Below are 14534 nucleotides of genomic sequence, written 5' to 3'. Positions count from 1 at the left end.
ATCAGACTAGGATTCAAAAGGGTTTGGGCTATAAATCGCCAAGACAGGTGTGGTTTGACTTTTATCGTCAGGCTGCGTAACTAAAATCTCCCAAGTTTAGTTCTACGGGATTGACAGCAGGGGTCAGTACTATGCAACGAAATTTTATGGGCAGTTGTAATACTTCTATAGTTAGTGATAGAAAAGTGAGTAAGCTTCATCCTATTATCCTTATCTATATTATTTTCGGCTATTTTTTGGAAGGTTATTAACTAATTGATATAAAGAAAAACTTACTCAGGATATCTCTTAAATAACTCATCGTTAATTTTCAATATCTTTTGCAGGTATCACCATGTTTATTTTACTTAATAGTGTGCACCCCGTAAGACAATGGATAATAGCACACAAATATTCAGTTATTTATCAGAGCTAAGAATTGGTTAGAGAACTAACCAGTAGACAATAAAAAACGCCATCACAATTGTGACAGCGTTTTTTATTACTACAACTATTACTATGCCAATTACAACGCTTTCAATTGCTCCATCTGCGCCGTCATCGCGGTCAACTGCCCTTCTAACTCAGCCAGTTTTGCCTTTTCCGCATCGACTACTTCCGCAGGTGCTTTACTGACAAAGCCTTCATTGCCTAGCTTACGCGCGATACCTTCGGCTTGACCTTTCAACTTATCATATGACTTACCCAGACGTGCTAGCTCAGCCGTTGGATCGATCAGACCTTTCATCGGTACGAGTACCCGTAGCTGACCGACCATACTTGATGATGACAGTGGCACCTCATCGCCTTCTTTGACGATCTCTAAGCTCTCGACTTTGGCCAGCGCTTTGAACTGGTTTTTGATACGGGATAGACGCGCATCTTCATCTTGAGAGACGTTTTGTAGTAGCACTGGCAGACGTACCGCGTTACCCAGTTTCATCTCACCACGGATGTTACGGACGCTAGCGATTAGCTCTTGTAGCCATGCCATATCCGCTTCAGTCTGCTCACTGATTTGGCTGGCATCGGTCTGTGGATAGTCAGCGACCACGATGCTGTCGGTGTTTTTACGACCCAGTAGCGGCGCGATGGTCTGCCAGACTTGCTCAGTCAGATACGGCATGATTGGATGGGTGAAGCGTAGCGCAGTCTCTAGTACGTGCAGTAGTACATAGCGGATTTGCGCTTTACGCGTATCCGATACCGAATCATCATTTAGGCTGGCTTTGGCAAGCTCAACGTACCAATCACAGTATTCGTTCCAGATAAACTCATAGATATCTTGGCTGACCATATCGAGACGATACTGAGCGAAATGCTGATGAATGTCTTTGATACTAGAGTTCAGACGACTCATGATCCATTTTTCTGGCAATTCCCATACATCAGGATTCGCCGTTTGGTCGATAGGCTTGGCGTTGCTGTCACCATCAACACAGTTCATCAGTACAAAACGGCTGGCGTTCCAAATTTTATTACAGAAGTTACGATAGCCCTCGACACGCTTTAGATCAAAGTTGATATCGCGACCCGTACTGGCAAGCGAGGTAAAGGTAAAGCGCAGTGCATCCGTACCATAGGCTGGGATTCCTTCTGGGAACTCTTTACGCGTTTGCTTTTCGATTTTGGCCGCGTCTTTTGGATTCATCATATTGCTGGTGCGTTTTTCTACCAGTGCTTCTAGCTCAATACCGTCGATGAGATCAATCGGATCTAAGACGTTGCCTTTTGATTTTGACATTTTTTGACCATTGCCATCACGTACCAGACCATGCACATAGACGGTCTTAAACGGTACTTGCGGCGTGCCATCTTCGTTTTTCACGAAATGCATAGTCATCATGATCATGCGGGCCACCCAAAAGAAGATAATATCAAAACCTGTCACAAGCACGCTGGTTGGGTGGAAAGTATCCATCACGCGTGGATCAGCGTTGACGTCTGCCCAGTCAAGCGTACTGAACGTCCATAGACCAGAGCTGAACCACGTATCGAGCACGTCATCGTCTTGGCGCAGTTTTACATCATCACTTAGGTTGTATTTGCTACGCACTTCCGCTTCGTCACGAGCGACATAGATTTCACCTGTCGAATCGTCATACCATGCAGGGATACGATGACCCCACCACAGCTGACGGCTGATACACCAGTCTTGTAGATCGGTCATCCACGCCATATACATGTTTTTGTACTGCGCAGGGACGAACTCAATGCTGCCGTCTTCTACTGCGTCAATCGCAGGCTTGGCAAGCTCTTTGACCGCGACATACCATTGATCGGTCAACCACGGCTCAACGATCGTGCCGCCACGCTCAGCACGCGGGGCTTTTAGCGCATAGTCTTCGATATCTTCTAGCCAGCCCTGCTCGCCTGCTTGCTCTACAAGGAACTTACGCGCGGCAAAACGCTCAAGTCCGGCATACTCGCTAGGCGTAGTCTCTAGCTCTGGCTCACGTGTTTGCAAGTCAGGATAGACTTCCATCGCTGGCAAGATATTAGCGCGCTCATCAAGAATGTTAATCAGTGGCAAGCTATGGCGACGACCCAATTCATAATCATTAAAATCATGCGCTGGAGTAATTTTTACACAGCCCGTACCGAAGTCTTTTTCGACATAATCATCAGCGACGATAGGCACGACACGACCCGTAATCGGTAAGGTAATGGTTTTGCCGACTAAATGCGCATAACGCTCATCGCTAGGATTAACGGCGACAGCGGTATCACCAAGCAAAGTCTCAGGACGTGTGGTTGCGACGACCAGATAGTTTTTACCATATTGGGTGGTTAGGTCTGTATCGGTGAAATGATAGCGGAAATGCCACAAGCTGCCTTTTTCGTCGTGGTTTTCGACTTCTAAATCAGACAATGCGGTTTGGAACTTTGGATCCCAGTTGACCAAACGCTTACCACGATAAATCAAACCATCATCGAAAAGACGAACGAACACTTCTTTTACCGCATTAGACAAGCCATCATCCATGGTAAAGCGCTCACGCGACCAGTCAACCGAGCTGCCCAAACGGCGAATCTGGCTGGTGATATTGCCACCTGACTCTTCTTTCCATTCCCATACTTTATCGATGAAATCTGCACGTGTCATATCACGGCGCTTGATACCTTGCGCTTCCAGACGACGCTCAACGACCATCTGGGTGGCGATACCCGCATGATCCGTACCTGGCTGCCACAGCGTATTGTCGCCATCCATGCGGTGATAACGGGTGAGCGCATCCATAATAGCGTTGTTAAAACCATGACCCATGTGTAGCGAGCCCGTGACGTTTGGCGGTGGCAGCGCAATAGAAAACGACTCGTCTTTATCAAAAGTCGGCTGAAAATAACCGCTTTCTTCCCAGCCTTGATACATGCCTGCTTCAACTTCCGCAGGATTATAGGCACTCTCTAATTGGCTTAGCGCCGCTTGGATCGACTGGGTCAGATTGGTTTTCGCATTGCTATCAATGCTGGTATCGGTATTAGGATTGCTCATAATAGGGTGATCTTATTGTTGATAATGAATGTGGTCAAAACGCTATAAAAACAGGAAAAATAGTTGATAGTGTGATTTTAACGCAGATAGGCAGATTTTGTTAGATGGTAAGGCAATTTATAAAGCCTGAAGGCGATTTATTACTCAAATTGTTAATCAATTAACAACAGCAATCAAAAGAATGGGAAATATAATAGAGATTACTTATGCAACAAAATTATTAGCCTATAACCAGCGAGCCAACCGTGTCCCAAGATACCGAGCATGACCATGATTCTCAGGCTAATCGACCAAACGATGAGCGTACAAATGTGAGTACCACTACTCCTGTGCCTAAAGGCGACGATACGCTAGAAGAAAGCGGCAGCCCTTCTAAAGACATTGAGGTAGACAAGGACGCAGACGACACTACAGACAGTCATGCAAACGAAACTTCAGATAGTGATGCAGACGAACCTATCAAAGCCACCGAAGACTTAGAAAATGATGACCTGCCAGAAGAAATCAGCGACGAAGACAAAGAAACCATCAAAAAGGTCGCCAGTGACGACAATCTAAGCCAAGCGAAAAGCTACGCCAGCATCTTAGTCGAGCAAGTTATCCACGCCAAAGAAACCTTTGAGCGTTCACTTGGCTCGCTATTTACCAGTGCTTTTACGGCTGGGCTAGAGATTGGTATCAGCTTTTTTATGATTCTATCAGCGTTTGCCCTACTTAATGATGTGATACCAAGTCGCTATGCCATGGTGCTGTCGTCACTGCTGTATCCGATCGGCTTTATTATCGTAGTGATTGGTCAGTCGTTATTATTTACAGAGCAGACTTCCCTCTTAAGCTTGCCTGTCTTAAATAAAATTGAACCGCTGCACAAGCTCCTGCGGCTGTGGGGCATCGTCATCGCTGGTAATATCGTTGGCGGCTGTATCTTTGCGGCGTTAATGATTGGTCTAGGACTGCATATGCACCTGTTTACAGACCATGCTATCGATGTTTATGCCGAGCATATCTTAGGTTTTGAGTGGTGGGTTATCTTTGGCAGCGCCGTGCTAGCAGGCTGGATGATGGGCGTGGCCGCATGGCTGGTGACCTCCGCACGTGACACACTTAGCCGTATCGTATTGGTGACGCTTATCACTGGTAGCATTGGGTTTTTAGGCTTGCATCATAGTATCGTGGGCAATATCGAAGTATTTTCAGCGCTGCTGTATGGCAATACCGTCAGTCTCTGGCGCTACTTGGTATTTTTAGTCGTGGTACTGGTGGGCAATACAGTCGGCGGCGTGGTATTCGTCGCGGTGCTTAAAAATCGTACGTTCTTATTTGAAATTGAAAAAGTCAAAGAGCAAGCTGCCGAGGCAAGAGCGAAAATGGACAGACGAAGATTCTAGACTTGAGATAAAACTGATTTGAGCTAAAGCTGGTTTGAGTTAAAACGAGCACTAAACATAAAAGCCCATAACACGCTTCATTATACAAAGCGGATTATGGGCTTTTTTTATTGCATCATACATTGTTGATTTTTGCCAAGTATTGTCTCAACTGGCGCAACAGTGCGTTACTACGTTTATTTTAAACCTCTTACATTCTACGTGCTGCCAATACACTGTTTTCTATCTCGGTTCTTTTGGCTTTATTATGCTGGGCCGTAAATACTCTGACCATGATACCAGCGGTCAAGAACATGATTAGCGTATAAATGGCTGGCGTCATCGACATCTTATAGTTAGCCAATAGCGTCAGTGCCATAAACATTGAAAGCGTACTGTTTTGTAGGCCGACTTCCATAGTAATCGAGCGTCTTTGTGCAGGATTTAGACCGAACCATTTACTGGTGTAATAACCAAGCGCCATCGTCGATACGTTCAGTATCAATGCCACAGGGCCAGTAGCGATTAACGCTTCAACGATAATGTCTCGTTGCACATAGCTTAAGAAAAGTACCAAGAAGCTCAAAAATATCACGCCAAAACGAGACACCATCACCTGTCCCTTGTCTGCCGCGTTAGGCGCATAACGTTTGATCAACATACCAATACTGACGGGTAAAATAGTCAGAGCAATTAGGCTGACCATGGTCTTGACCACTGGCAACTGAAACTCACTACCCGCTCCCATGAAGTATACGAGCGAAAAACTGAGGACGATAGGAATGGTAAATACGGTAATGACACTGGCAATAGCGGTCATGGTGACCGAAAGTGCGACGTCACCTTTGGCTAAATAGGTAAATAGATTCGATGTCGTGCCACCAGGACACAGTACCAGCAACATAACCCCAACGGCATACTCTGGCTCGAGAGACATGGTGGTTGCCAAAGCAAAACCTACGAGCGGTAAAAATATTAGCTGATTGGTCAAGCCTATGGCGACTGCTTTAGGGTATTTGACGACTCTCTTAAAGTCATTGGTAACTAAGGACAGTCCCATTCCCATCATAATCAAAAAGATACTAATGGGAATGACTTTTGCATTTATAAACGTGACTAACTCAACACCTTCCATAACTACATCCTTGTAGATAGAGCCCTTACACGGGCAGGTTTATGACAACCTCGTCATGCTCAATCAGCCAATCCTGCTGATATCTTGGGTAAAAGCCACCGACGTTGTCAGCTCTTTATATGACACTTTTCCATACAGTCGTGTTTTTTAAACCGACAATTTTTGATAAAACTGGTTACTACGAACCGAAATAATAACGGAACGGCAAAATTCAGTATATCGTTGTAAAAGTGTATGGTTTTGATTTTTCTGACTACTCGTCAGTCAATTATAGGTTTTTACACTTGAAAATAAACTAGAAATGATTTAGGCGGGGATTTTATGATTTATAGCAGATGTAGAGTGAATATGGTTAATACTGATAACCGCTGTACCGTAGGCGATGGCTTCGACCATACTGCCTAATTGGTTGACATTGGTTACCTCAAGGCGTAACCCATAGATATGCGTGTAGCCTTTGGCTTTTGCCTCAGTCCGCATACGAACAATGGCTTCGCGGCGCGCACGATCTAGCAAAGTCTCATAGGTGGTTAAGTTTTTGCCAAAGACACTTAATACGCGAGCGATAATCATTTTGAAATAATCTTGAGCGATGACGACACTACCAAGTACCAGCTCGCCTTCACTACCCGCTGCTAACTTGGGACGGTATAGACGTTCGCTTGAGACAGTAATATCGCCCAATGCTTGCTCTGCTACTGTTAACTGTGCCAAATGCTGACGCTCATGACGCGATCCGAAGAACCAGCCAGCTGCGAATAAGAAGACAAACGGCCCATAGTTGATGAGCACTTGCGTGAGTGAATCATTCATAGCACGTTTCTCATCATAAAAAGCATCGGTGCTTTTAGCATTATAGTTAGCATTATAGTTAGCATTATAGTTTTTAGCATTGTAGCTTTTAGTATTATAGGACTAACCAAAAGGGTTGAAACGCGGTAAGTCATCAGGTGCGACTTGGGTCTGAGTACTCAAATTTTGACTAGAATGGTTGTAACCATCGCTTGGTGGGTTTTGATATTGCTCCTGTGATATCGGCGCGACCTTGACCGCCGTACCATAGACAAACAGCTCTGAGGCACCTTGGGCGATACTAGAAGTCGAAAAACGCAGACCGACCACCGCATCGGCACCTAACGCCTCTGCTTTGACAATCATGCGATCGATTGCTTCTTGACGTGACTCTTCTAATAGCTCGGTATAGGCCGTCAGCTCACCGCCAACGATGTTTTTTAACCCAGCAAACAAGTCTTTACCGACGTGCTTTGAACGCACGGTACTACCGTACACCACGTCTAGGCGCTCGGTAATTTGATAGTTAGGTAAGTGTTCAAGGTTAGAGAGTTGCACAGTCATAGGATGACCTTATCGGTGACTTATAAAACGTATAGTAAATCAAGACGCTGCGATACAGCATAGACAAGACAAAAACAGCACTGCTAGCAGCGCTGTTTCTTAATATTATTAATCGTTGGTATGAAACAACAAAAACAATTCAGTCAAATTGCCTTCGATGCTATTGGCCATCTGTACCATTTTATCTTCGTCTTTACGCATCTCAGACAGCTCTGGATCTTCATCATCGATACCGCTTAGTACGATCATTGGCAAAGTTAACACAGCCACGTCTTCTGCCGTTTCTTGATCTTCAAACCAGTCGCTTGCTTCATCACCATACATGGCATCGACGAAACCGATTGACCAAGCAACGATGTCTGACTCGTCAGAGAAATCAACCGCCACTTCTTCGTTGCCAGCATCTTCACCAAATGGTAATTCAATAGGCGTCTCGTTTTTTAGCTCAGCCATAATCGAATCGCGCCAGCGTTTTATGCCGTCGATGACGTTGTCTGGAATCTCACTCACGTGACCTTCAAAGAGGGCATCCATCCAGTTAGGCAATGGACGACCGATGACTGTCGCCGTCAAAAAACCATGCGCTGCGACACTATCTAGCACGAACTGGCTTTCTTGATTGTCCAAATAGTCTAGTAATTCATCAAAACTTAGTTGGTTACTCATAATTTGGTTTTCCTTAGCAGATAGATGTCATCAATCGCAGTGGGCGATCGGTTAAATAAAAGAGGACGAGTACTTATTTTAAGACTAAAGGCTGCTTAATTAATCAAACTCAAGCAACCTCTATCAGGTAAGTATTATCGAGATGAACTGGTTGCGAGCAACCTAGAAAATTAGCAAACAACAGGCAACCAGTTTGATGGGATGAATAATTTTAGTCATTAAAATAGCCACTGCCGTTAAAGTAGCCACTAGAGCACTTTAGTCCACTGAAACGACGGATGCCGACAAATTAAAAATCGTCATCATCCCAATCATCGCCGTCTTCATCGAAGTTGTCTATGTCGTCTAGATCGTCTTTTAACTCTTTAGCCAAACGCTTTTCTTCTAGCAAATTATCGATTAGCCGACGTTTTTCAAGACTACTTAAACGTGTGCGTACGCTCGTCTCAGCTTCTTCAACCATCTTTGCATCATCATCGTCGACAAAATCATCATCAAAATCGTCGTCAATATCAGCGTCACTCATGACAAACTCCTATCATTTTTAGGCAAGGGTATTAAGAATACATCAATATATATATGCCTTATAAAGTCTCTATTGAATGTTGTCAATCCTTTTTCGCAATATGGTACATTCCAACTCTACGATTAAGATAGTTCAGTAGGCTATACAACAGACAATTGTAATATAAATGACCAAATACAGTCGGCATTAAATGTGTAGCTCGTCCTCATCTTCAATCATCAGAACCGCGTTGCGCACATCAGCCAAACGCTGAATCAATGAGTCGTTAGCACCGTCAAATATCGCACACTCGCGCTCATAGACAGTGGTTGGGCGCATGATGTTATGTACTTGTACATGGTTGCTGATTTGCTTGAGACCGGCATTTGGCAATAATATTAATAGCTGCTCTTTTTTGCCGATACTCTGGAGCAAATGGGTCATTGGCTCTGATTGCGCGTCATCACTCACGCCCGCTTTCGCTGGCAAAGCAAAGCGCGACAGCTCAATATGCTTATCGTGGATAATTTTGTTGAGCATTAAGTATAGCTTGGCAAGCATTACGCCTGCGAGTGCCACTTTTGCATGGCTATTGTCAGCCTTTAGTACCACACTTGCGCCATTGTCTTCGAAGTGCGCTTCATTCATCGCACTCACGCCCAGTAGCAATGGTTGTCTTAGCAACTCAGTCACGGCTTGATTCAGCAGCTGAGTGCAGAGCGCTAGATATGGAAGACGCTGCGCAGGTGCAAGGCGTTCAAGCATATTGAACTCATCATGGAATACAATTTGAACTTTGACGCTATCAACAGACCGTGTGGCAGACAGTTTAGACGTATGGCTGGTAACTTGAGAAGCAACACCGTCTGTATCCGCTATTTCGCTACCTTCACTCGCACTCGCTAGATTGTCAGTATCGCTACCTGTCTCTTGGTTTTGCTGGGTTCTAAGATACTCGTTCACTTCGTTATGCACATTAAATTTGCGCGCATTAGTCACTTCGTCATCTGTAGCATTAGCTGTATTATCAGTCGCTACTTGACTGTCTGCTAACTGGGACGCTGACTGGCGCTCAAGTTCACGGTCATAGCCGCGTTGATCGACTGGTTTATATTGGTCACGATACAGCTCTTGGATATCTCGACTTAATGCATTGATTTGCTCTTTGGTCGGACGAGCGAGGTAACCGTAAATCAACCAAAGCAGTAAATGTAGCAGCATGGTGCCGATAACAAACGGCCATTGCATGGCGATAATTTCGCCTTTGCTAACGTCTTTTAGAGTCAGTGCAACGCTACCGATGACTGCATCGCCATTGGTAGCGATTTGACGAATGGTGTCGCCTTGCTGCATCGGCGCATTGCCTACTGGCACCAAGATATCATCGTTGTTGTCCTTAATCAGTATCCGTGTGACGTCTTGCTCGCTGGTATAGCGGTTGGCAATAACGCTTAAACTCACACGGTCTTTATTTTCTAAAGACAACCTCGCTTCATCAATCAGCTGGGCGACCATCTGCTCGCCTTTTAACGCACGACTATTGCTCAGCTGTTGGTCAGTACTAATGACCAATAACAGCGTCTGCAAACAAAAACTAACCAGAAGAATAATGGCAAACAACCCTTGCCGCGGCGCTAAATACGTCATGATATGTTAAACTTTTTTGGAGAGAAGAAATTAAAAAACGAGGCTACTGCTCATTTTTTGGCTAATTTTTAAACAATTTTAATATGTGCCAACTATGCTTCGCACATAGTTGTAAAACGATACTGATTATTAGCGACTATCGACACCATCAATATTGTTGCCAGCTTCGCTATCTTCTGCCTTGCAATCTTTTGCGAAGGCATCGTTAATAAGAAAGCACCGTCGATAAACAGCCAGCTTATCTCATCTACTATATCACCATAATAAGCCTTATAGCGTGAGCGCTTTATAAATTTATCATAATAACTTTATTGCATTTTCTATGGCTTCTTACGCCATAAAATCTGTTTTTTAGCATCATTGTTACTTTGCGCGTCATCTATAGGCGCTGCCCAGTAAAACTGTTATTATTCCTAATCTTATATGAGCATACAAGGGACAATTGAGCCATGCCAAAAAATACATCTTATTCGTTACCAAAAGACAGCAAAGCATGGCAACAAGCCGTTGATTCTATTGCGGCATTATTACCCGAAGATACCAATTTGCAAGACTTTGATGCGCTACAGTCGCTACCTGTTTTTGCGCTCATCATCGTACTGCCGACTCAGGTATCTGCATTAGATATTCATCAGTACGTTCAGTCGTGGGTCGATGAACAGCCAAGCTGGCATCTAGTAACGGTTGCCGAAGATACTGACGCTAGCTTCGTCAATATCACGGTGTCTGATACAGAGCCTACAGCAGCATACGCACAGCGCCTACCCTTTACCCATACTCAGGTCTACCGTTATCTGCTGGTACCAGTCACTGACACACTAATGCACCCTGGCAAAAAAACCGCAGCCGCTCACATTATTGATGATCAGCTGACCGCTCGCCTGCGTCGTGACCTAACTGAAGAATATAACAATACACGCAGTGCAGATAGCACAGGCAACATAAACGTCGTAGACTGTCATATCTTGTCTGTCGGTCATATGCTACGGACGCACAAACTTGCCTGCTTCGATATGGATTCAACCTTGATCGAGCAAGAAGTCATCGTAGAGCTAGCAAAAACGGCTGGGATTGGTGAAGAAGTCGAAGCCATCACTGAAGCAGCAATGCGCGGTGAAATTGATTTTGATGAATCGTTTGCTCAGCGTGTGGCTTTGCTAAAAGGTACTTCTACTGATGTGCTGGATGATATCTGTAGCCGCTTAACGTTATCGACTGGTGCGCGCACAACGATCAGTGCGCTAAAAGCATTGGGCTATCATACGGTGCTAGTATCAGGCGGCTTCACTTATTTTGCTCGTTACATCGCTGAGCAGCTGGGTATCGATGAAGTACATGCCAATGCTTTAGATATCGAGGAAGGTGAAGTTACTGGTCATGTACAATGGCCTATTGTCAATGGTGCTAAAAAAGCTGCTATCGTTGAGCATACTGCTGAGCGCTTAGGCATTGAGATGTCACAAGTGGTCTGTGTCGGTGACGGTGCTAATGATTTACCGATGATGGCATTGGCCGATCTGGGTGTGGCCTATCATGCCAAACCAATCGTTCAAGCACGTGCTGATGCCGCTATCAACGTGACCGGGCTTGAAGGTACTCTGTACGCTCTTGGCTATCCAGCACTAGCGCCTACTGAGTAATTGCAGAACGCTTTATACCATTCGATAAGCTAGGTTAATGCTTTGTCATTAATCTGGCTTTTATGCTTTAGGATGTGGCTTAAACAAGAAAAGTAGCGTAGATAGTACCGATATATTAACTAGCTATTTTACGATGTTTGGTAAGATTTTGCTCATTTCTGGTCCACTTAGATGACTACCAAGTGAATGGAAGACACGCCCTAATACGTTACGATCATTAATAAAATCTGCTATGCACACTGATGTTTAGCTAACGCCCGTTTTTATCTAATGCTTACTTTCAGATAACACTTATTTTTAAACGATAAAGGAATACCCATGACGGCACCACAATCTCCACGGCCAACTCAGCCGTCAGCGCCAACGCCACTAGAACAAGATACGGCACCTGTACGTACCGATAGTCCAAAGCAGCTGGTAGGTATCTACGTCAGAGGTATGGCTATGGGAGCAGCTGATATCGTACCTGGTGTCTCTGGCGGCACTATTGCGCTGATTGCAGGGATTTACGAGCGCTTGATTAACGCACTTGGCAGTATCGGCCCCAATCTTTGGACGATATTTCGACAAGAAGGTGGCATCAAAGGATTCGCGGCGATTTGGCGACAAGTAGACGCGACGTTTCTATTGTGTTTGCTACTGGGTATTGCCACTAGCTTTGCAACCTTAGCCGGTATCATTAAGCATTTATTGGACAACCAACCATTGTTTATTTGGTCGTTCTTTTTTGGATTGGTCGTCGCAACGGTATTTATCTTACTTAGTGAAATTAAGCGCTGGAATATAGGACGTGTCGCACTGTTCGCGACTGGGCTTATTGCCGCCATAGTCATCAGTAGTATGCCGTTGCTTACGACCACGCCTAGCTTACCGTATTTGTTTTTTGCAGGGGCAATTGCTATTTGTGCCATGATCCTACCAGGGATATCAGGGTCGTTTATTTTGCTTTTGTTAGGTGCTTACGACGCGGTATTAGAAGCGGTCGACACGATGAATCTGAGTGCCATTTTCACAGTCATTGCGGGTATGGCGACTGGGCTATTGTTATTCACGCGCGCACTTAAGTGGCTACTGTCGCATTATTACCAAGCTACTTTGGCATTGCTGACAGGCTTTATCGCAGGCTCTCTAATAAAAGTATGGCCATGGAAAGTAGATGCGCTAGGCTCGCTCAACACTGAAGCTGTTCATAATGTCATGCCGTGGCAATACCCTACTGGCGCACAGTGGTCAACGACAGTAGGACTTATGCTACTCGGTGCCATCTTAGTTTCGTTATTATCTTGGTGGGGTAATCGTACCAATCGAGTCTAAGTATTTAGCAAACTGTCAATCCTGTTTGCTATTTTACTTTGCTAGCTAATAAACACCCTCCCGAGCAAACAAAACCATTTCCATATCACTCAAAATAAGCGCCACTCCTTACGGCGCTTAGCCTAACATCTAGCCATCAAATATCGCAAAACAAGCCAAAAAAACCAAACGTCAACGGTTGTCGCAAAGTCGCCTGTACCCTCTTCAGCTTTACTCAATAACCTCTCATAATAGTCTTATTGGAATTCACCTTATGAATAGCGAGATGAATGATGTTAATGACTATATTTTCTTTTATCGGTGTAGAGGCATGGAGCGGCGCGGCATGGCTTGGTTATGGACTGCTAGCCAGTTTAGTAATGGTGCTAGCTTTGTCGTCATATCGTTGGCTACTGCTATATTTGTTTGGCGGTATGGCTTACTGGTTCACCGTTGAATTGATTCAAAATATATTAGCAGGTCGCCCTATGTTGATGGAGCTATCGTCATGGCATCGCTATATCATCGCTATGGGCATCAGTTGGTTACCGTTGGCAGCTTGGGTACTATATCGGGCATTACGCTATGATGACGTGAGTCAGACAGTTAGCCAGCAACGTGAGCTAGAAGCCGCACGTTATATCGAACACACTCCTGTCTACGATGATAACTATCAGCCACGTTTCCGTTAAAACCGTCCTATTTATACCTCTGTTTTTTATATCAACACCTTACTTACGTCAGTGACATCGAATGTTACAAGATACTTAACGCTCTCTACTTAACTCCTAAAGAGTTGATACCCTGTGATAGTTTATAATCCAGTTATATATTTGTCATAAAAACTGGTATAAAGTACGCTTTATTTTTATGCCTCATTTTTTTAGGAGTTCTGCTATGTTTACTGTTCCTGTATTAGATATCAAATCTGATCCATTAGATGCTTTATTGGCTGTTGTTGGCTATCGTTTGTCTATGTTAGCTGATAGCGATAACGAAGATGTCAAAGCATTATTCGCTGATCGTCAAGTTACGATTGAGTTTGCTAGTACTGAGTCTGATATCGCCCGTTCTTTTAGCTTTGACAATGGACAATTCAGTCAACAAAGCGGCCATGCAAAAGAAGCCGATTTGACCATCACTTTCAAAGATTCTATGACTGGCGTTAGACTGCTAACCAAAGGTAGCTTGCCTGCCTTTATGACTGCTGTACAAGAAGGTAACTTGAGCATTGAAGGCGACTATAGCTTAATGATGTGGTTCAACAAACTTGCTAAGCATATCGTTCCAGCTATCCCAGAAGAGTGCAAACCATATATTCAAAAAGCCAAACCTTACGCTTATAAAGCACAGAAACTTGCTGAGCATTGGGTTGGTATCGCCAAGCACAAACTTGGCAAATAAAAAGAATGATGCACTGAGCGATAGGCATTGGTAGAATGGATGATAT

The 14534-nt window shown here is 44.4% G+C and carries 12 protein-coding genes; 5 read left to right on the top strand and 7 right to left on the bottom strand.

From position 1 onward, the window contains the following. Positions 1-505 precede the first annotated feature (505 nt). Positions 506-3475, bottom strand: coding sequence for a valine--tRNA ligase (locus tag JMX63_RS12695; protein ID WP_201572739.1), 2970 nt, complete (start codon positions 3473-3475; stop codon positions 506-508). A 245-nt stretch (positions 3476-3720) separates the two neighbouring features. Between JMX63_RS12695 and JMX63_RS12690 the strand changes: the two genes are divergently transcribed. After that, positions 3721-4863: a formate/nitrite transporter family protein gene (locus JMX63_RS12690; protein WP_227673333.1), complete on the top strand. Its 1143-nt coding sequence runs from the start codon at positions 3721-3723 to the stop codon at positions 4861-4863. 190 nt (positions 4864-5053) lie between these two features. Here the strand turns inward: JMX63_RS12690 and JMX63_RS12685 are convergent, their stop codons facing one another. The 6 genes from JMX63_RS12685 to JMX63_RS12660 all read right to left on the bottom strand — a co-directional run bounded on the left by JMX63_RS12685 (position 5054) and on the right by JMX63_RS12660 (position 10151). Continuing rightward, the gene (locus JMX63_RS12685; RefSeq protein WP_201572737.1) at positions 5054-5977 is read right to left on the bottom strand and encodes a bile acid:sodium symporter family protein; all 924 of its coding nucleotides are present in this window, start codon (positions 5975-5977) and stop codon (positions 5054-5056) included. A 306-nt stretch (positions 5978-6283) separates the two neighbouring features. Continuing rightward, on the bottom strand, positions 6284-6790 hold the full coding sequence (locus tag JMX63_RS12680; protein WP_102090473.1) for a YbjQ family protein: 507 nt from the start codon (positions 6788-6790) through the stop codon (positions 6284-6286). 102 nt (positions 6791-6892) lie between these two features. Further along, positions 6893-7333 (bottom strand): YbjQ family protein, encoded by a 441-nt coding sequence (locus tag JMX63_RS12675; protein WP_227673332.1) that lies wholly within the window; start codon positions 7331-7333, stop codon positions 6893-6895. Positions 7334-7441: 108 nt separating this feature from the next. Continuing rightward, positions 7442-7999: a UPF0149 family protein gene (locus JMX63_RS12670; RefSeq protein WP_101206057.1), complete on the bottom strand. Its 558-nt coding sequence runs from the start codon at positions 7997-7999 to the stop codon at positions 7442-7444. Between the two features lie 289 nt (positions 8000-8288). Next, positions 8289-8525, bottom strand: a complete 237-nt coding sequence (locus JMX63_RS12665) for a PA3496 family putative envelope integrity protein (RefSeq protein ID WP_057761656.1) — start codon at positions 8523-8525, stop codon at positions 8289-8291. Positions 8526-8711: 186 nt separating this feature from the next. Beyond that, positions 8712-10151 (bottom strand): hypothetical protein, encoded by a 1440-nt coding sequence (locus tag JMX63_RS12660; protein WP_201572735.1) that lies wholly within the window; start codon positions 10149-10151, stop codon positions 8712-8714. A gap of 449 nt (positions 10152-10600) precedes the next feature. Here JMX63_RS12660 and serB point away from each other — a divergent pair, with 449 nt between their 5' ends. From serB to JMX63_RS12640, 4 genes are all read left to right on the top strand, one after another. Beyond that, complete coding sequence (serB, locus tag JMX63_RS12655) at positions 10601-11791, top strand: phosphoserine phosphatase SerB (RefSeq protein WP_201572733.1); 1191 nt, start codon at positions 10601-10603, stop codon at positions 11789-11791. A gap of 318 nt (positions 11792-12109) precedes the next feature. Further along, positions 12110-13105: a DUF368 domain-containing protein gene (locus tag JMX63_RS12650; protein ID WP_201572731.1), complete on the top strand. Its 996-nt coding sequence runs from the start codon at positions 12110-12112 to the stop codon at positions 13103-13105. 278 nt (positions 13106-13383) lie between these two features. Then, positions 13384-13776 (top strand): AciT family ciprofloxacin tolerance protein, encoded by a 393-nt coding sequence (aciT, locus tag JMX63_RS12645; protein ID WP_227522969.1) that lies wholly within the window; start codon positions 13384-13386, stop codon positions 13774-13776. Between the two features lie 205 nt (positions 13777-13981). Beyond that, entirely contained in the window at positions 13982-14488 is a 507-nt protein-coding gene (locus JMX63_RS12640) for an SCP2 sterol-binding domain-containing protein (RefSeq protein ID WP_165597886.1), read from the top strand. Positions 14489-14534: the final 46 nt, after the last annotated feature.

It is taken from the genome of Psychrobacter nivimaris, assembly GCF_904846365.1.
Classification (GTDB): Bacteria; Pseudomonadota; Gammaproteobacteria; order Pseudomonadales; family Moraxellaceae; genus Psychrobacter; species Psychrobacter nivimaris_B.
This window is presented reverse-complemented; position numbering and strand designations above follow the sequence as displayed.